The following is a 17,818-nucleotide window of genomic DNA, read 5'->3' on the forward strand; positions in this document are numbered from 1 at the left end:
TTTTGTTCAACCACATTAGCTTTTAGCATCAAGAATTACAACGATGACTCTTTGCCATATTGTCGAGGACTCTGCCCAAACCATCGTTTAAATGCATGATTAAATGCCGCTGGTTCAGAATAACCGAGTAAGTCGGCAATAACTTCTATTGAGTATTCTCTATATTCCATAAGCTTTAATGCCTTATTCTTGATAATTTGTTCACGAATTTGCTTATAACTCGTATTTAACTGTTGCAATTGATGCCTTAATGTCCTTTCAGGCATTTTCAATGCAAAAGCTGTTTCCGCCATGCTCGGGATAATTCCTTGTTGTAACTCAAGATAATCTTGCACACATTGTATGATATGTGGAGTTTGGTGATCTTGTTGATTTAATCTTGTTATTTCTGTAATACATTTTGATTCATAAATCCGATGTGTAATGATGTCCGCAGAAGGGATTTTGATTTCAAGCACATCCTTGCTTAGGCTAAATGCTGCATATTTACCATTAAAGTGCACATCATCGCCATAGTATGCAAAATAGCGAGATAAGGTCTCTGAATCCGTTGGTTTTTCAAATGGAAGTTCTATACGCATAGCGGGCATTTCTAATCCCATCATCATATAAATATCTTGAATAAATTTATAAGTTCCTGAAACTTCACATTGTGCCCGCAACTGTCCCACTTGAGTTTTCAAATCAACAGGCAAATAATTTAAGATGGTACGCTCATCCGTTTCATAAAGCCCTAAAGCACCGAATAAATGTGTAAGTCTTTGATATTTTATCCCTTTACTTAATGCAGTTTGAACATCATTACTTGTTACAAGCAACATAAGTAGTGGTCCGTAACCGGCCAAAGCATAATGCTGTCCAATGAATAGACCCTTTTCAGGCTCAACATTTTCGCTAATAATTTGTTGTATATCCCATTCTAAGCGATCATGAATTGTGGAGCTCGGATCTAAAGCATCAACCTTAATTCCTATACCAGCCAAACGTGAGTCGACATCAATGCCCGCATTGCGCATTCCTTGAATTAAATACATTAAACCAAGTATCGACCGTTTCATTCTTCTATCAATTTCCCTAGACTCAAATGTTTTACTATAAAGAAGAAAGAAAATTAATTGCCGAATCTATCAATTTTCACGTCGATACAATCATGTTTAAACTGATCAAAAAACGTTAGTCTTGCCTGCAATCCTCTTTTCAGCTTATGCAGGGTTTCCAATGCTAAACACAAAGCAAGATGCTATTCAAAAAACTAAAATCGCTATTATTGGTGCTGGATTTGGTGGCCTAGCAATGGCTATTCGTTTACTGCAAAATCAACAGCAAGACTTTGTTATTTTAGAAAAATCAGACGATGTCGGCGGAACTTGGCGAGAAAATCGCTATCCAGGTGCGGCATGTGATGTTCAATCTCATATGTATTCTCTCTCTTTTGCGCCCAAAACTGACTGGTCAAAACGCTATGCTGAAGCACCAGAGATTTTTCAATATATTCAAGATATTACAAAAAAATATAAGATTAAAAATTATTGTAAATTCAACCATGATGTAACTCATGTCCAATATGATGAAATGCGTCATGTGTGGACTTTAGATTTTAAAAATCAACCTTCGATTGAAGCTCAATTTGTTGTTTTTGCATCAGGCCCGTTGCATATCCCACAAATCCCTCATATTCAAGGCATCGAAAAATTCAAAGGAAAAGTTTTTCACTCTTCACAGTGGGAGCATGACTATAACCTAAACGGTAAATCAGTCGCTTCTATCGGTACAGGTGGTAGTGCAATCCAATATATTCCAGAAATAGCTGGAGATGTTAAACAGCTCTATGTATTCCAAAGAACGGCAGCTTGGGTAATACCACGTGATGAACGCAAATACTCTCGTTTGAGTAAAGTATTATTCAAATCTTCTAATCTTTATCGCCAAATTCATCGTAGTCGTCTTTATTGGAGTAATGAGTCGCGCGTTGTACCCATCGTTCAACCCCAAATTATGAAATATGGTCAAAAGTTGGCAGAAGCTTTCATTCGCTTCCAAGTGAAAGACAAAGAAGTAGCCAAGGAACTCACACCTGACTTTGTGATGGGATGTAAACGTATTCTTATTTCAAATAAATACTTCCCTACATTTAACCGTAAAAATGTTGAACTAGTAACAAATGGTATTCAAGAAATTAAAGAAAACAGCATTATCACTAAAGATGGTAAAGAACGATCTATTGATTGTTTAATTTACGGTACTGGTTTTATTACTGATCCACGTATTTACTTGAAACATTTCACTTGTATTGGACGCAATCAAGTTGAATTAAAACAGGCTTGGAAAGATGGTGCTGAAAGCTATTACGGCATTATGACTAAAAACTTTCCTAATCTATTTCAATTAGTCGGACCTAATACAGTACTAGGTCATAATTCGATTATTTTTATGATTGAATCTCAAGTAAATTACATTTTACAACTCATCCAACTTGTAGAAAAATCTGGACAAAAAGCAGTTGAGATTAAACCAGAAGTTCAAGATGCTTTTAATGAACGGGTTCAAACCCAGCTTCAAGGAACTGTGTGGCAAGCAGGAGGTTGTAGTAGCTGGTATCAATCTGCTGATGGAAAAAACTTTTCACTATGGCCCACCTATACATGGAAGTACTGGTTAGAAACACGCAAAGTTAATCCTAAAGATTACTTACTTCTAAATAAAAGCTCACAGAGCTATGCAGCTTAAGATGTTCAAGACATAATAGGTGGGTTAAAAACAATCCACCTTTTATATGCAATCTTTTTATCTCATTATTCAAATTTTTTTAGCACTTGCTTCCGGCTATTTTCTAGCACCCAAACTATCTTTAAATATCCAAAAGTTTATTTTTAAAATACTGCCCTATTTTTCTTATATTCTCTTAGCAAGTGTAGCTTTAGAATTAACGCTAGCACTTGATCAAATTGAGAACCCTTCTGCCATACTTCCACCGGCTATTATTATCGCTATTACAACATCTTTGGGTTCTTTCTTTATCTGTTTATTGGCTTATACAATTTTTGATAAACAAAGTGTCAAAGGCAAAATCTCACTTCAACTTTTTGTAAATGCTTTAAAAAATATTGCAAAGGCCTTTCTTGCTTTAGGCGTGGGTGTTCTATTAGGAGCTATCGCCACTCAATTCAATTCACATATGGCCTTTAATAGTTGGTATTTATTATTACTGTTTATTTTCTTAATTGGTATTGAACTTGCCTTCACTCATTTTAATCGTACGTGGTTAAGCTGGAAGATTTTAATTGTACCTTTGGCTGCATTTATCGGTTCATGTATAGCGGGTTTCTTTAACTACTTTTTGCTTAGTAAGCATTTTGCACTGAATGAAACGTTAGCATTAGCACAAGGTTATGGTTGGTATTCAATGTCAGGGATATTATTTACGCAATTACACTCGGCAGAACTAGGTGGTATTGCATTATTAACAGATTTATTTAGAGAAATTGTTGCTATATTTTTAATGTATACAATGGGATGGCGTTTTCCACGCCCTGCTATCTCAAGTGCTGGCGCAACGTCAATGGATGTTACCTTGGCCATGGTAAAACAGTCATGTGGTACACATTATGTACCACATGCCATGATGAGCGGCTTATTATTAAGCCTACTCGCCCCGCTATTAATTAGCTTATTCCTAAATTTTTAAGCAATTGAAGTAAGAATAGACTTCAACATTTCTGTTGGATTTTCTGCTTTAGTAATCGGTCGACCAATGACTAAGTGTGTAGAACCATCAAGTATAGCTTGCTTCGGAGTCACAATACGTTTTTGGTCGTCCGCATTTGAACCTTCCGGACGAATACCAGGTGTTACTAAAGAGAAGTCTTGTCCAATTAAGTCGCGAAGAATTTTAGCTTCTTGTGCAGAACAAACCACACCATCTAATCCACTGTCTTTAGTGAGTTTAGCTAAGCGTTTTACATGTTCTACTGGCTCAACATCTAGACCAATATCTTTTAAATCTTCACGTCCCATTGAAGTTAACACAGTAACCGCAATTAATTGAGTTTGATAGTTACCTGCTTTTAAGCGTTCTACACAAGTTTCCATCATTTTACGGCCACCAGAAGCATGGACGTTGACCATCCACACTCCTAAATCAGCTGCTGCACAGACAGCCTGCGCGGTAGTATTTGGAATATCATGAAATTTAAGATCAAGAAAAACTTCAAAGTTTTGTTCTTGAAGTTTTTTTACAACAGATGGGCCTTCATGAGTAAAAAGCTCTTTACCCACTTTTACACGACATAAAGTAGGATCAAGTTGTTCAACAATTTTTAAAGCGTCATATTGGCTTTTTGCATCTAACGCAACAATGATACTCAAGAGACTTTCTTCCATCATATAAAATCAGCATCATTATAATAGACAAGGCATCAAGTAATAAAGAAATGTATAAGGAAGGCTTTCAAATTTAGAGACAATAATTTTATGGGAACTTATTTTTAGAAAAATACAAAGAAGAACAGACTAATAAATTAAGGAATATACTACTCTTTACTCGTAAATAAAGAGTAGTGTTCGAATTATAACGGAGTAGAGTTTTTATCTTGGGGATAAACATCTAAAACGGTTTTTTCATGTCTTACATTTGCAGCGGCTTCTGCTGCTGCCAATTGAGCACTTTGAATCTGTTCTTTTCTCAAATGGTCAATATCTTTACGAAGACGTTTAATTTCCCAGCCTTTTTGAAATACTCTGAAAACTTGCACACCTAACAAAAGACCAACCACTGTTCCAAGCACCAATGTGAGTAGCAATAATAAGCCTAAACGCATAGCTGGAACTTGGGTAAATAACAAATCAACAGACAGCTCTGTTGGATTTTGCAATACAAGTGCTAAAGAATAACCAAATACAACAATAAGCAATGCAATTAAAATATAACGCATAGGCACCCCGCTTATAAATTTTTATTTATTTCCCGGACTCGTTGACTGCATCACGCAATGCTTTACCGGGTTTGAAATGTGGAACAGCTTTAGCTGCCACTTCTACTGATCTTCCCGTTTTAGGATTACGACCAACTCTTGGATCACGGTGGTGTAAAGCAAAGCTACCGAAACCACGGATTTCAATTCGATTATCAGTTGATAGGGCCTCTATCATTTGATCAATCATAATTTTAACCGCCTCTTCCACCAAAGGTTCAGCTAAGTGTGGGTTTTTCAGCGCAATGCGTTCAATCAAATCAGACTTATTAAGAGCTTCAGTAGTCATCTACGACCTCGTTATTTATTGCTACTCTATGTCGTTTGATAATAACCTGTTTAAATACAAAACGGTAGCGCAGTATGTTGAATACTAGGCTACCGTTTACAGTAATTTGTATAAAAAGTACAATTCCGTTACATGAAACTGTACTTTGTTAACCTATTACTTCATTTGAGCTTTAATCAAATCACCAATAGTCTTAGGACCATTTTCTTGATTTGTTGTTGCTGTACGCAAGCTAGCAACCGCTTCTTTCTCTTCAGCTTCGTCTTTTGCTTTAACAGACAAGTTGATAGAGCGAGATTTACGATCAACGTTGATGATTTTCGCTTCAACTTCTTGACCAACTTCTAAGAATTTAGTTGCATCTTCAACGCGGTCACGGTTGATTTCAGAAGCTTTAAGAGTAGCTTCTACTTCGTCAGCCAACTTAACAGTTGCGCCACGAGCATCAACTGCAGTTACAGTACCTTTAACTAAAGCACCGCGTTCGTTAGCAGCTAAGAAATCATTGAACGGATCGCTGTTCAATTGCTTGATACCAAGGCTGATACGGTTACCTTCAGCGTCTACAGACAAGATAACAGCTTCAACAGTGTCACCTTTCTTGTAACGACGAATAGCTTCTTCGCCTTGCTCGTTCCAAGAAATATCAGACAAGTGTACTAAACCATCGATACCGCCATTCAAGCCGATGAAGATACCAAAGTCAGTGATAGACTTGATAGTACCAGATACTTTTTCGCCTTTCTCATGAGCTTTAGCAAACTCTTCCCATGGGTTAGCACGAGTTTGTTTGATACCAAGGCTGATACGACGACGTTCTTCGTCAACTTCAAGAACCATAACATCAACTTCATCACCAATCTGAACAACTTTAGATGGGTGGATGTTTTTGTTAGTGTGGTCCATTTCAGAAACGTGAACTAAACCTTCAACGCCTTCAGCGATTTCAGCGAAACAACCGTAGTCAGTTAAGTTAGTTACACGAGCTTTAACGATAGAACCTTTAGGGTAACGGCTCATGATCGCTAACCATGGATCTTCGCCTAATTGCTTAAGGCCTAAAGATACGCGGTTACGCTCACGGTCAAATTTAAGTACTTTAACAGTAACTTCTTGACCAACTTCAACAACTTCTGAAGGGTGCTTGATACGTTTCCAAGCCATATCTGTGATATGGAGAAGACCATCAATACCACCAAGATCAACGAATGCGCCGTAATCAGTAAGGTTTTTGATTGTACCTGTAACTGTTTGACCTTCTTCAAGTTGAGCAAGTAATGCTTCACGGTCAGCAGAAGATTCAGCTTCCATAACAGCACGACGAGATACAACAACGTTATTACGTTTAGCATCAAGTTTGATTACTTTAAACTCTAACTCTTTACCTTCAAGGTGAGTAGTGTCACGGATAGGACGAGTGTCAACTAATGAACCTGGTAAGAATGCACGAACAGGACCGATGTCAACAGTGAAACCGCCTTTAACTTTACCAGAGATAACACCAGTAACGATTTCGCCATCTTCAAAGATTTTTTCAAGTTTAGTCCAAGTTTCAGCACGCTTAGCTTTTTCACGTGATAAAACTGTTTGACCCATACCGTTGTCAAGAGCTTCAACAACTACATCAACAGTATCACCAACCTGAACTTCAAGTTCACGTTGTTCATTTAAAAATTCAGCACGGTCAACAATGCCTTCAGACTTTAGGCCAGTGTCAACAGTTACCCAGTCGCTATCGATGTTTACAACAACACCTTGGATGACTGCACCCTTTTCAACGTTGAGGTTTAATTCACTTTCTTCAAAGAGGGCTGCAAAAGATTCGGTCATGATATACCTGATAAATTCAGCGGTCTTGGATCAGACAAGGCCGGTTTAGTTAAGTATCAACATAGTCTTTATAGACTGATCAAGCTATGCGTCAACTGATAATTCTATTTGCTAAATGGTACGGCTATCGACATAATCAACCATCAACTTAAATACCTGATCGATCGTTAATTCCGAACTATCAATGATATAAGCGTCTTTGGCTGGCTTGAGCGGAGCAACTTCTCGCTCCATATCTCTTTTGTCACGCGCCTGTATATTAGCTAAAATGTCGTTTATTTTAGCATCTAGGCCCATGCCCTGCAACTGTTTTACTCTTCGCTCAGCACGCGACTCAGCCGAAGCAGTCAGATAAATTTTTGCATTTGCTTCTGGAAAAATAGCTGTAGCCATATCACGACCATCTGCAACTAAGCCAGGTTTTTGTGCAAAAGCTCTTTGTCTCTCAAATAATGCCTGTCTAAGTTCAGGAATTGCCGCAACTTTCGATGCATATTCACCCACACGTTCTGTACGAATTGTTTGAGATACATCTTCGCCATCTAGAAAAACTAGAATACCTGCTGCGGAAGTTTCAAATTTAATATCTAATTGACGTGCATATTGAATACATTCGTCGAGTTGACTGTCTAATTTATCTAATAAATCGTGCTTATGTAATGACAACCCCAATAAACGATATAAGGCACCAGAATCGAGTAAGTGATATTGATAATATGCTGCAAGTTTTGCTGCCAATGTTCCTTTACCCGAACCACTCGGACCATCAATAGTAATAATTTGAACTGTCATTGAACTCTCACTAAGAAGCAACTGCTTTAGCTAATCTCGAAAAGCCTAGTGTAATGGCTAGTTTTAGCTGTGCAAGGATTAATTTACTTACCACTGGAGCTTTTGCCGTTAGCTCGATGCGATATGTAACTAAAGTTATGTATGGGGTGATTTCAGAAAACTCGATTCGACCTAAATGATGTTTAATCAAAGGATTGTCTATTAATTTATATTCAATCCTTTTATTTTCTTCAAGCAAGGTAATTTCTTCTTTAATTGGCTTGATTGGGCCAAATCCCATACGACGAACTGAACCTAAACCATCAGGTCTTTTAGAATCTGCTGAGTCTTTCACACGTACGACTTGTAATGGCGCAAAAGCAGTATTGTAAGTTGCATGTTTAGAAAGCAAATTAAATACGTCACTAAGAGGAGCATTAAATTCTTTTTTTACGGTAATTACATTACGCATTGAATATTCCTTATTAAAAAACATGGCAGTAAAATCGCGTTAGTTTGCCATAAGCTCGTGTTACTTTTTAATCATTTAAGGACGTTTTCTGTTGTTTTTCTTGTTTCTTTTGCTCGCGTCTTTGTTTGAAAAAATGGCTAAGTTGTTTGGCACATTTTTCTTGTAAACAACCTTGTTGAAAGGTAAATCTATGATTGTAATAACCATCTTGTAGTAACTGACGAGCACTTACCAATGAACCTGCTTTAGGTTCTGTTGTACCAAAAACCACATGTTTGATTCTTGCATGTACTAATGCACCTACACACATTGTGCATGGTTCAAGAGTGACATATAAAGTCGCATCGTCAGGTAATCGATAATTATTTAATGATAAGCATGCTGCACGGATAGCTTGAATTTCTGCATGTGCAGTTGGGTCTAACACACTAATTGGAGCATTATAGCCAGATCCAATCACTCGATTTTGGCTTACTACAATCGCACCGACAGGAATTTCACCCTGTTGTGCAGCTAATTCAGCTTGCTCGTAAGCAAGCTGCATCCAATATTCATCACTATATTCAGTCATGTATTTAGGTGATCACACCGTGTTGTCTAAGTAACGCATTCCAGCTATCTATTGAAGTCACTGGCGGGCAATCAGCTAATATACCTCTTAAGCTTAAGTCTTCACATGGTTTCCATTCTGGTGATAAATCTTTATCAACCAACCGTGCACGAACCCCTTCAACAAAGTCAGGATGACGAATTTTCCACTCAGAAATCTGAGCTTCTAGGTCAAACACCTCATCCCAAGAATGTATCTGTTTACCCCATTGCCACAGCAACCAAGTGATTGCCGCAGTACTAGGAGATCCTTTTTGTAAGTTCTCACTCGCTTGGCGTAACCAATCACTGCTCGCATCACGCAAGCTCACAATAGCTTGATAATCTTGTTCAAAATTAAAACCACGACAAACACTATGAATCACATCAAGTGAGTTTTGTAATGGACCTGCCGCAACCGGACGATGCAAACTATTTAAAGTATCATCAATTGCGCGGAAATCCCCAGCAGGATAATGAGCCCAATTAATATTTAAAACTTTTTGCAAAACATTATCACGCTGTGCTTCACAAATATGTGTTGCCCAACCGATGCTATATGCTCCAGCAGCTGTCATGATTGAACCAGTTAAACCAGTAAACAAGCCTATTGGACCACGATCTGCTAAGAAGCGGCTCGCCCCTACATCTGGATATAAACCAATATTAATCTCAGGCATTGCCAAACGAGAATATGGAGTTACTAGACGGAATGGAGCTGCCATAAACAGGCCCAAACCACCACCCATAACATAACCTTCGCCCCACACAACTACAGGCTTAGCATAATTATGTAAGAGTAAATCTAAAGCATACTCTTGCTGGAAAAACTTATTCGCTGTGTCTACTTCTTGATTTATAACAAGTTGACGTAATTTTCTAACATCACCACCTGCACAAAAAGCTTTTGGTGTAGTTGAATCTAACCAAATTGCTTTAACGCTCTCATTATCACGGAAATCTTCAAATACCCGTAATAATGCCGTTACGATTGATTCATCTAAAGCATGCAATGATTTAGGACGATTCAATCGTACTATACGCCAGCCGTTTTTTGCTTCTTCGACCACCAAGTCCGGGTGATAGTTATTTAGATTGGGAGAGTTCATCATGCGTCCAATTGCCAGTCTATGGGCTCAATGCCATGTTGTTTCAAATATTGATTTGTTTTTGAGAACACTTTGCATCCAAAAAAACCACCTCTATTTGCAGCAAGGGGCGATGGATGTGCGGCGGTTAAAACCAAGTGTTTATCTCTATTTATACGTTGTCCTTTGCGCTGTGCATAAGCACCCCACAAAATAAATACTACATGTTCTCTTTGCTCATTCAGGACATCAATAACTTCATCAGTAAATGCTTCCCAACCTTGCTTTTGATGGGAGGTTGGCTGTCCAGCTTCGACAGTAAGCACGCTGTTCAGTAAAAGTACGCCTTGCGTAGCCCATTTCGTTAAGTCGCCATGACGAGGAGCAGGAATACCCAAATCTGTATGTAATTCATGAAAAATATTACGTAAAGATGGTGGTAATGCAATACCTTTTTGAACAGAGAAACTTAATCCATTTGCTTGGTTTGGTCCATGATATGGATCTTGTCCAAGAATAACGACCTTCACATCAGCCAAAGGTGTCGTGTTTAGAGCACTAAAGATTTGTTTACTCGGCGGATATATTATTTTTTGTGCTTGCTTCTCTTGAAATAAGAAATCGCGCAAATTATCCATTTGAGGGCTTAACAAAAAAGGCGCTAAAGATATTTTCCAGCTTTCTTCTAATTGAACTTTACTGAGTTTATCTTGCTGTTGCTCAGTTAATTGCATTAATGTCATCCTAGATCAATTTTCAATTCTACAAATACTGTAAGTAATTCGATTTATACTTCGACTTGTAAATCAACTTGAGGATTATTAAATTTAATCCCATTTTTCAAGTCTTCATACATTTGAGGATTTGCCCACTCTATCTGAATTTGTTCTGAAAAAACAATTCCATCGAGACTTAAAATCCCCATTTGTTCATTTTGAATATCTTCAATAAAGCTTTGTGCATATCCAGTATCAGTCTCATGAACAATAACTGAATAAACCTCAACATCACCTTCCCCATTTTGAGTGAGGGTTGATTGTAAAACTTGCTGAGCTAGATAAAAGAAAATACGTGAAAACTGTTCGGCCGAAGGTGAAACAGGTAAAGAAATCCAACGAGCGCTAAAAGTCTGACAAGCATCAATGTATTGAGAATCATCTTTTTCCCAAAAACAGATTGCATGATCAAAGCTGTCAATAAGGTCTTTTATTACCCCTTTTAGAAGCCCAAAATCATAAACCATTTGTCCATGATCTAATTTCGAAGCTTTAAGCAATAATTCGACTTTATAGCTATGTCCATGAATTGATCGCTTACAACGATCCGATGTACAGTTACGTACAACATGTGCATTTTCAAACTTAAATAACTTACGAATTAACATGTGCCAAATCGATCATTCCTTCTAGGAACATTATTATAAAGCAAAAGACGAAAACTTCGCACCACTTTTCAATTAGAAACAATTAGCGAAAAGTATGATAAGACTTGTGAAGAAATATTGAAGATAAATATATAGAAAATTTATCTTCATTTTATTTAGTCATCAGAGAAGTTTCTAAATATGACTTTTTATCAACATGATAAAAACAAATAAACCAAAATTTTTCAATTAGTTAAATGGTGACATGTTTCTAGAATAAACATAAACCTGCTTATCATTACGCATTAGTGCACTTGTAAATTGTCTTTTCCGATTATTTAGCAAGACCTCAATTTGTGCTTGAAAAAAACTCGACTTTACATCTAACAAGCTATTCACTTCAGTTCTCTTTTGAGTGTCGACTGTTGAAAAAGCATTCAATTGCCATAATTCATCAACATTTTGAAAGAACTTTAAATTTTGTTGGCGCATCTGGAGCTCTTTTTCTACCGCCCCTAAATCTAATTTTGGATCAATACTCGCTAAAACTAATGGCGAGGCTGTATTAATATTCACTTTTGTACTTTCAGGTAATGCAGAAATATAAGGAGCAATTAAATCATATTTCTTACCGTCAAAACCTCTTACTAATTTTAACTCTTCAATACGATGAAATTTAGCATTTGAAGCTAAATAGCTAGGATCAAGACCTTCATAATAACTGCTTTCAGCACCCATAGGCCCAGATGGTTCGTCATCTGGATCTTGCCAATCAATAACTGCTTGACTTAATTCTGCTGGCAAGCCTACACGTACAAGTAATCGCTCAAACCAATTTTTAGCAGCTTCGTTTACCTTACCTTCATTCGTCGTCAAATTGTTTAGGTTAAATTTGCCTGAGTCATCCAGTAAACGTCCTGATACTGTTCCATCTTCTATTGGAAAAGGTGGCATCGGTTGTGCCCATGTTTCTTTTAAATGATCAATGCCACCAGCATTGTTTGCATCTTGAATTAATAATTCAGAAAAAAAAGCCTCTGCACTTTTTGCATAGAGTAATGACTGATTTTGACGCATCAAATAACCAGTATTTTCCATCGTATTGGTTTGATGCTTTGCAATAGAGGCAGCTAAAATTGTAGCCAAAGCAACCATAATTAGAATGGTGAGCAAAGCAACGCCTTGCTGGCTTTTTTTATAATGCAACACTACCCCACTCCTTTATTGGAGAGGGATAAATCGCCTTGATTTAAGCTATAAATCCACTCATAACTTACACCAGCAACTGTGAGTTGTACTTTTATTCCTTTCGGCAACTTTCTAAATTCTTCAGGTTTTGTGGGATCAATATTAATTTCTGGCCACTTTGTCACTTCTTGAGGCGTGAGTACCATAATTTGAAATTGTTCAACTTGGCTCAACAGCGTACTTGATAGTGGTTGCTCTCTGTTTGAAGTATTTAAATTACTATATTTAAGACGATAAAGCTTTTTTTGATCAGGATCATATCGATATTCAATACGCTCAAAAGGTGACACCCCTTGTTTTAAGGGATCCGTAACACCAGCCTTACTAAAGTGAAGAACTTGATTATCAAGTTCTAAGGCTGGACGTAGTTGCCCGCCTTGATTAGCCGATAAAGGTATAATTTGCAACGTATCACGTAAAATTTGTTGATAAGCATCTTGTAATTCGAATAACTGTACTTCGTGTTGTGCATTACGATCACGGACTTTTAATAAATAATCAAAGATCTTCCAACCCAACAAAGATAGAACAGCAAAAATTGCAATTGCGACTAAAAGCTCAACTAAAGTAAATCCTGAGCGAGGATTAACAAAGTGAAGCTTTGTCTGAGCGCAAGACGAAGAGCTTTGCTCGGAGTAACCTCTCATCATCTGCTCCGATCGTGCAGCAAGACGAGAAACAGGACTTCTCGAGCGAAGATATTTATTTTTTATCATTATTTTGCTTTCATTGGATAATTAAAAAATACCAAGTGGGTAATACCATTTTGAACTTTCCCTTTATCAGAATCATATAAGCTAATTTGCAAATCTACTTTCTGAACATTCGGGCTGACTGTAGATTCAGCAGATTTATCAATCTGCCAGGTTTCACCTTGCGAAGTAACTTGCTTACTTTGAGTACCTTGAAGCCACTCTTGATTTATCTCCATTAAGGCAACTTCATTCATTGCTACAAACTGAGCTTTTGTTCTAAGAATTGCATTTGAGGTAGATTGGGTATATTGCATGGCTACTTTAGTTAACGCGACGGCAGCTACCGCAAAAATTGCTAAAGCTACCATTACTTCTAATAGAGTAAAGCCTTTAGATTTCATTTATTTTACCCAAATGATCAATTTGTATTTCTGAACCAATTGGTTTTTGTTCAAAGTAAAACTGTATTTTAACTGTTTTAGCTTCACCATTTCCAAACCAGATTAACTGCGGAGCCTGCCCGCCCACTAAATCTGTATTCGTAGCTTTTGAATAGGTTTGACCATCTAGAGGTTGTACTGTAAACGATACATGTTTAGGCAATTGGCGCGTAGTAAATTCTGGGTATTTCTGCCAACGGTTTTTTAAATCTTGTACCTGTAATTTACTCTGATCGTGGTATTCATATAGCTCATAAGAAAATGGAGAAACGTCAGTTTCACTCATAGTGGATAGAGCTAAAACACGAGACTGATCAAGTGACTCTTTACCAATTTTATGTGCATCAAGCAAAAATAACTCTCTTGCTTGCATCGCTTTCTTTTGGTCAACCCCACCTATATTGAGTACAACAAGCGAGGTCATAATCGTCATAATAACAATCACCACCATCACTTCAATGAGGGTAAAACCTTTTTGTGATTTAGGAGGTGATTGAGATTTCATATCGACCTATTAAGCATATTGTTCAACAGTTTGTTTAGGTAAGGCTAATGCCTGATCAATATAAGCCACTCTTAAAGTGTCCCGTGAACCTAAATAGCGTTGGTAAAAACTTGAGTTGAGAATAGCTGCTGCACCATGCGTTAACGACCAAATGGAAGCCAGATAATCTCGAGTTGTCATATTGCTTTGAATCGATTCTAAATAGTGATCTGTCATGCGAATGATAATTCGTAATCGCTGTTTACGCACTTGATAAAGCTCATTAAAAAGGTGATGCACACCTTGAGCTGTAATCGAAAGTTTTTCCTCAATTTGATGAAATAAAACTGTCCGTTCAGGATGGTGTAAATGATGCAGCATAAAAAAGGCCAAATGTTCTGGAAAGGCCTTTTCAGTATCTTGAACCATTTCGAGTAACATACGCTCATTACGAATAATCAACAGCATGTACAATTCATCTTTACTTTGAAAGTGTTTGTACAAAGTTCCTTTTGCTAAATCAAGCTCAGCAGCCAAGACATCAAGTGTCATTCCAGCTTCGCCATTTTCTAGCAATAATTGCTCCGCAACCTGAAATATTAATACTTCTCTTGCTCGGAACTGAGCCTGACGATCCATCTTCACGCAATTACTCTCTTATATAGTTTCTATAACTTAAATCGCTTTTAGCAAGTTCTCAAAATTTTGTGAGGTGATCATTGCAATTTCCTCAACCGATTTATCATATACATCGCTGAGCGCTTTGGCTACATAAGGTACATATTTTGGTTCATTTGTTTTTCCACGGTATGGAACAGGTGCCAAATAAGGGCTATCTGTTTCAATTAAAAGCCGATCTAATGGCACTTGTTTAGCTACATCACGCAAGTCTTGTGCATTTTTGAATGAAACAATACCTGAAAAAGAAATGTAATAACCACAATCCAAAACAGCCTTTGCTGTTTCCCAGTCTTCGGTAAAACAATGCAAAATTCCATGGGTGGAGTTTTCAGCACGAATAATATCTACCGTATCATGCTTTGCTGAACGCGTATGAACGACAACTGGTTTTTTTACAGTTTTCGAAGCTTGAATATGTCTTGCAAAACATGCCTTTTGCTCTTCAACAAAATCTGTACTGTGATAGTAGTCCAGTCCAGTTTCACCCAGAGCCCATACTTTTTTCGACTGAGCCAATTCAATCAAGTATTCGGTCGTGGCACGAGCCATTGTATCGGCATCTTCGCAAGGATGAACACCTACTGTATAACCAACGTCTTCATGTCTCTTTGCAATCTCTGCTAGTGCAATGTGGTCATCAAGATCAACGGATATTGCCATAAATTTAGACACACCTTCTGCTCGCGCTGCTGCAAGCGCAAGGTCCAGATCGCCGTTATAAGGCGTTAAATCTAACATCGTTAAATGGCAATGCGTATCAACAAACACTTTTCTATCCTATTTGATTACATGGTATAACTTGGACGATCTAGAGACATACTACCAGCCAAAACTCTTTCTGCCTCAGCTTTATAGTAAATTCCCTTATCCCCACTTAATTGAATAGCAAAACCTTGAGGTTTAAATCCACTCTGCTTGTGCGATATCCAGATCACCTTACCAGTAAGAGGAATCTTTTGAGACTGCTCAGGCAAAGTAGCTAAAATGAAAATTTCTTGTCCCATTTTTACTTTTTGTTTTGATGGTACAAATAGGCCTCCACCTTGCACATATCCCATATAGCTTGCTTGCAAAGTAGCTTTATCAGGAATATTTACCTGAATAATCCCCCCCATTTGCGGCTGCATAATCTTCCCCTTAAATATTCATTAAAGTTATAAACAATTGATCTATAATAAGTTGACTTTGTACATTTTGCTCAACAAGCTTTTTTGCTTGTTGTAGTTCACTATAAATATTGAATAAGCTTTCTAAATCGTAATATGGACTTAATTGATCAAAATCTAAATCTGTATTTTTCTGCGGTTGATTTAGCTTGACACAAATTAAATCTCCCAACAAGTACTCAAAAAGTACGATAAAATCGCTAAAACTTAATTCTTTTTGCCATTTTCCTGAGAAAAATAAAGGCATACTTTTTTGAGCTACAATTTTTAGCCAGTCATTTAAGAAAATCTGTCGTTTAGTAAACCAATCACTTTTTGCAATTTCTATGGCTTGTAAAGGCATATCATTAGATAGACCAAGCAATAAATCAGGTTGTACTTCTGCAATTTCAGATAAATGCTCATTCAAATATGAAGTAGCCTGCTCATATGAAATGCGATCTAAAGCAAAGTGCTGCAATCGGCTACGAATAGTGGCTGGTAATTTAAGGTAGTGATCGGCTAATAAAATTAAAACAACACGCTCACCTGGTTCTTCTAAGGTTTTTAATAGCGCATTTGAAGATGCCAAGTTTAGAGCTTCAGCAGGTTCAATAAGAATAACGCGCCAACCCTCTCCTGTTTGTTGCACAAAAGGCAGTAAATCTCGAATCTTTTCGATTTTTATTTTTGCATTTTGCTTTTTATTTTCTTCATCTGTTGTGATATGGACATAATTTGGATGAGTATCCGATTTTAACCATTGGCAACTGCTACACTCACCACAAGCACCCTGAGGTTGCTTATTTAGACAAAGTACCCACGCCAAAAAATGCTTAGCAAAAGCATGTTTCCCACAGCCTTCCTTGCCATAGAATAATAGGCCATGTCCAATATTGGGAAACCTTGTTGTTAAGGTATCCCACGTTGTTTTCTGCCAAGGATAAACCATTGAAGTTACATTCGGATTCATTAAAAATTAACGCTTATTCAAAAGATTCGACAGGCATATTATTTAAGCGATCAAGATCAGCTTGAGTGTCCACACCAGGTGGTAAATTTGCTTGAGCAACAGCAATCGCAATACGATGTCCATTTTCTAAAACACGTAATTGTTCAAGACTTTCTAATTTTTCAAGCTTACCCATATCCCAGGTCACATATTCTTGCAATAAGCTCACTCGATACGCATATAAACCTAAATGACGAAATGCTTGTGTATGTAAAGTCGGTTCTTCATGTTTAGCTCCATCCCGATCATAAGGAATAGTTGCTCGGCTAAAATATAAAGCTTCATTTTGTTTAGACATGACGACTTTTACAATGCTATCGCGCTGAAATTCATCTAAGCTATGAATAGGCTCGCACAACGTCGACATTGAACAATTTGGTTTATCAACCAAAAGTTTTGCAACTTGCTTAACAAGTTGGGCTGGTAATAAAGGTTCATCTCCCTGAACATTTACAATAATGTCATTAGAATCCCAACCCTTAATGCGCGCAACTTCGCTTAATCGGTCTGTTCCTGATGGGTGATCAGGACTCGTGAGAACAACATCTATACCATCTGAACGGCAAATCTCAGCAATACGCTCATCATCTGTTGCCACACATAGATCATCAAAACCTTCGACTTTTTTGGCTTGATCCACTACACGTAAAATCATAGGACGGCCATGAATAAGCAACAAGGGTTTACCTGGCAAACGCGAACTTGAGAAGCGTGCTGGAATGACGATGTGTTTCATTTTTTC

The 17,818-nt window shown here is 37.5% G+C and carries 22 protein-coding genes; 2 read left to right on the forward strand and 20 right to left on the reverse strand.

The genetic code is table 11. The annotated features are described in order from the left end of the window. Nucleotides 1-35: 35 nt before the first annotated feature. Nucleotides 36-1,058: an AraC family transcriptional regulator gene (locus tag ACS604_RS02485; protein ID WP_474769858.1), complete on the reverse strand. Its 1,023-nt coding sequence runs from the start codon at nt 1,056-1,058 to the stop codon at nt 36-38. A 121-nt stretch (nt 1,059-1,179) separates the two neighbouring features. Between ACS604_RS02485 and ACS604_RS02490 the strand changes: the two genes are divergently transcribed. Both ACS604_RS02490 and ACS604_RS02495 read left to right on the forward strand, forming a co-directional pair. Beyond that, nucleotides 1,180-2,727 carry a flavin-containing monooxygenase gene (locus ACS604_RS02490; protein WP_174741726.1) on the forward strand — a complete coding sequence of 516 codons (1,548 nt, stop codon included), beginning with the start codon at nt 1,180-1,182 and terminating at the stop codon, nt 2,725-2,727. A 46-nt stretch (nt 2,728-2,773) separates the two neighbouring features. Next, a complete protein-coding gene (locus ACS604_RS02495) occupies nt 2,774-3,685 on the forward strand; it encodes a LysO family transporter (protein WP_474769861.1) in 912 nt (303 codons plus the stop codon). Here ACS604_RS02495 and pyrF read toward each other — a convergent pair. The 19 genes from pyrF to kdsB form a co-directional block, all read right to left on the reverse strand. Beyond that, on the reverse strand, nt 3,682-4,380 hold the full coding sequence (pyrF, locus tag ACS604_RS02500; protein ID WP_474770363.1) for an orotidine-5'-phosphate decarboxylase: 699 nt from the start codon (nt 4,378-4,380) through the stop codon (nt 3,682-3,684). The genes ACS604_RS02495 and pyrF overlap by 4 nt on opposite strands. Before the next feature lie 185 nt (nt 4,381-4,565). Beyond that, nucleotides 4,566-4,931: a lipopolysaccharide assembly protein LapA domain-containing protein gene (locus tag ACS604_RS02505; protein WP_004792713.1), complete on the reverse strand. Its 366-nt coding sequence runs from the start codon at nt 4,929-4,931 to the stop codon at nt 4,566-4,568. A gap of 25 nt (nt 4,932-4,956) precedes the next feature. Then, nucleotides 4,957-5,259 (reverse strand): integration host factor subunit beta, encoded by a 303-nt coding sequence (locus ACS604_RS02510; protein WP_003651488.1) that lies wholly within the window; start codon nt 5,257-5,259, stop codon nt 4,957-4,959. 156 nt (nt 5,260-5,415) lie between these two features. Continuing rightward, nucleotides 5,416-7,089: a 30S ribosomal protein S1 gene (rpsA, locus tag ACS604_RS02515; protein WP_004792715.1), complete on the reverse strand. Its 1,674-nt coding sequence runs from the start codon at nt 7,087-7,089 to the stop codon at nt 5,416-5,418. A 111-nt stretch (nt 7,090-7,200) separates the two neighbouring features. Then, on the reverse strand, nt 7,201-7,881 hold the full coding sequence (gene cmk, locus ACS604_RS02520; RefSeq protein ID WP_049836527.1) for a (d)CMP kinase: 681 nt from the start codon (nt 7,879-7,881) through the stop codon (nt 7,201-7,203). A 10-nt stretch (nt 7,882-7,891) separates the two neighbouring features. Next, nucleotides 7,892-8,332: an SRPBCC family protein gene (locus tag ACS604_RS02525; RefSeq protein WP_474769864.1), complete on the reverse strand. Its 441-nt coding sequence runs from the start codon at nt 8,330-8,332 to the stop codon at nt 7,892-7,894. Nucleotides 8,333-8,399: 67 nt separating this feature from the next. Further along, entirely contained in the window at nt 8,400-8,903 is a 504-nt protein-coding gene (gene tadA, locus ACS604_RS02530; RefSeq protein WP_474769866.1) for a tRNA adenosine(34) deaminase TadA, read from the reverse strand. Nucleotides 8,904-8,907: 4 nt separating this feature from the next. Beyond that, on the reverse strand, nt 8,908-10,032 hold the full coding sequence (locus tag ACS604_RS02535) for an enoyl-CoA hydratase/isomerase family protein (RefSeq protein WP_151962695.1): 1,125 nt from the start codon (nt 10,030-10,032) through the stop codon (nt 8,908-8,910). After that, a complete protein-coding gene (gene ung / locus ACS604_RS02540) occupies nt 10,029-10,742 on the reverse strand; it encodes a uracil-DNA glycosylase (RefSeq protein WP_004792723.1) in 714 nt (237 codons plus the stop codon). The genes ACS604_RS02535 and ung overlap by 4 nt, the downstream gene beginning before the upstream one ends. Nucleotides 10,743-10,795: 53 nt before the next feature. Further along, nucleotides 10,796-11,392 carry a 6-pyruvoyl trahydropterin synthase family protein gene (locus ACS604_RS02545; RefSeq protein WP_474769867.1) on the reverse strand — a complete coding sequence of 199 codons (597 nt, stop codon included), beginning with the start codon at nt 11,390-11,392 and terminating at the stop codon, nt 10,796-10,798. A 228-nt stretch (nt 11,393-11,620) separates the two neighbouring features. Further along, on the reverse strand, nt 11,621-12,580 hold the full coding sequence (gspK, locus tag ACS604_RS02550; protein WP_474769869.1) for a type II secretion system minor pseudopilin GspK: 960 nt from the start codon (nt 12,578-12,580) through the stop codon (nt 11,621-11,623). Then, a complete protein-coding gene (gene gspJ, locus ACS604_RS02555; RefSeq protein WP_474769870.1) occupies nt 12,580-13,335 on the reverse strand; it encodes a type II secretion system minor pseudopilin GspJ in 756 nt (251 codons plus the stop codon). The genes gspK and gspJ overlap by 1 nt, the downstream gene beginning before the upstream one ends. Beyond that, nucleotides 13,335-13,715 carry a type II secretion system minor pseudopilin GspI gene (gene gspI / locus ACS604_RS02560; protein ID WP_004792732.1) on the reverse strand — a complete coding sequence of 127 codons (381 nt, stop codon included), beginning with the start codon at nt 13,713-13,715 and terminating at the stop codon, nt 13,335-13,337. Before gspI ends, gspJ begins: the two co-directional genes overlap by 1 nt. Next, the gene (locus tag ACS604_RS02565) at nt 13,705-14,259 is read right to left on the reverse strand and encodes a type II secretion system protein (protein WP_111853769.1); all 555 of its coding nucleotides are present in this window, start codon (nt 14,257-14,259) and stop codon (nt 13,705-13,707) included. The genes gspI and ACS604_RS02565 overlap by 11 nt, the downstream gene beginning before the upstream one ends. Nucleotides 14,260-14,268: 9 nt before the next feature. Next, entirely contained in the window at nt 14,269-14,877 is a 609-nt protein-coding gene (locus tag ACS604_RS02570) for a TetR/AcrR family transcriptional regulator (RefSeq protein WP_034591080.1), read from the reverse strand. A gap of 36 nt (nt 14,878-14,913) precedes the next feature. After that, on the reverse strand, nt 14,914-15,687 hold the full coding sequence (locus tag ACS604_RS02575) for a TatD family hydrolase (RefSeq protein ID WP_004792737.1): 774 nt from the start codon (nt 15,685-15,687) through the stop codon (nt 14,914-14,916). A gap of 17 nt (nt 15,688-15,704) precedes the next feature. After that, nucleotides 15,705-16,046 (reverse strand): PilZ domain-containing protein, encoded by a 342-nt coding sequence (locus ACS604_RS02580; protein ID WP_474769873.1) that lies wholly within the window; start codon nt 16,044-16,046, stop codon nt 15,705-15,707. 10 nt (nt 16,047-16,056) lie between these two features. Next, nucleotides 16,057-17,037, reverse strand: coding sequence for a DNA polymerase III subunit delta' (locus ACS604_RS02585; protein ID WP_474769875.1), 981 nt, complete (start codon nt 17,035-17,037; stop codon nt 16,057-16,059). Between the two features lie 13 nt (nt 17,038-17,050). Next, a complete protein-coding gene (kdsB, locus tag ACS604_RS02590) occupies nt 17,051-17,812 on the reverse strand; it encodes a 3-deoxy-manno-octulosonate cytidylyltransferase (RefSeq protein WP_474769877.1) in 762 nt (253 codons plus the stop codon). Nucleotides 17,813-17,818: the final 6 nt, after the last annotated feature.

This window comes from Acinetobacter sp. Li1LvA2 (assembly GCF_056156705.1).

Excerpts from the sequence above, each read along its gene's own strand:
- ACS604_RS02485 (WP_474769858.1), bottom strand. The coding sequence starts at position 1,058 with ATGAAACGGTCGATACTTGGTTTAATGTATTTAATTCAAGGAATGCGC.
- ACS604_RS02495 (WP_474769861.1), top strand. The coding sequence starts at position 2,774 with ATGCAATCTTTTTATCTCATTATTCAAATTTTTTTAGCACTTGCTTCC.
- pyrF (WP_474770363.1), bottom strand. The coding sequence starts at position 4,380 with ATGGAAGAAAGTCTCTTGAGTATCATTGTTGCGTTAGATGCAAAAAGC.
- ACS604_RS02505 (WP_004792713.1), bottom strand. The coding sequence starts at position 4,931 with ATGCGTTATATTTTAATTGCATTGCTTATTGTTGTATTTGGTTATTCT.
- ACS604_RS02510 (WP_003651488.1), bottom strand. The coding sequence starts at position 5,259 with ATGACTACTGAAGCTCTTAATAAGTCTGATTTGATTGAACGCATTGCG.
- rpsA (WP_004792715.1), bottom strand. The coding sequence starts at position 7,089 with ATGACCGAATCTTTTGCAGCCCTCTTTGAAGAAAGTGAATTAAACCTC.
- cmk (WP_049836527.1), bottom strand. The coding sequence starts at position 7,881 with ATGACAGTTCAAATTATTACTATTGATGGTCCGAGTGGTTCGGGTAAA.
- ACS604_RS02525 (WP_474769864.1), bottom strand. The coding sequence starts at position 8,332 with ATGCGTAATGTAATTACCGTAAAAAAAGAATTTAATGCTCCTCTTAGT.
- tadA (WP_474769866.1), bottom strand. The coding sequence starts at position 8,903 with ATGACTGAATATAGTGATGAATATTGGATGCAGCTTGCTTACGAGCAA.
- ACS604_RS02535 (WP_151962695.1), bottom strand. The coding sequence starts at position 10,032 with ATGATGAACTCTCCCAATCTAAATAACTATCACCCGGACTTGGTGGTC.
- ung (WP_004792723.1), bottom strand. The coding sequence starts at position 10,742 with ATGCAATTAACTGAGCAACAGCAAGATAAACTCAGTAAAGTTCAATTA.
- ACS604_RS02545 (WP_474769867.1), bottom strand. The coding sequence starts at position 11,392 with ATGTTAATTCGTAAGTTATTTAAGTTTGAAAATGCACATGTTGTACGT.
- gspJ (WP_474769870.1), bottom strand. The coding sequence starts at position 13,335 with ATGATAAAAAATAAATATCTTCGCTCGAGAAGTCCTGTTTCTCGTCTT.
- gspI (WP_004792732.1), bottom strand. The coding sequence starts at position 13,715 with ATGAAATCTAAAGGCTTTACTCTATTAGAAGTAATGGTAGCTTTAGCA.
- ACS604_RS02565 (WP_111853769.1), bottom strand. The coding sequence starts at position 14,259 with ATGAAATCTCAATCACCTCCTAAATCACAAAAAGGTTTTACCCTCATT.
- ACS604_RS02570 (WP_034591080.1), bottom strand. The coding sequence starts at position 14,877 with ATGGATCGTCAGGCTCAGTTCCGAGCAAGAGAAGTATTAATATTTCAG.
- ACS604_RS02580 (WP_474769873.1), bottom strand. The coding sequence starts at position 16,046 with ATGCAGCCGCAAATGGGGGGGATTATTCAGGTAAATATTCCTGATAAA.
- ACS604_RS02585 (WP_474769875.1), bottom strand. The coding sequence starts at position 17,037 with ATGAATCCGAATGTAACTTCAATGGTTTATCCTTGGCAGAAAACAACG.
- kdsB (WP_474769877.1), bottom strand. The coding sequence starts at position 17,812 with ATGAAACACATCGTCATTCCAGCACGCTTCTCAAGTTCGCGTTTGCCA.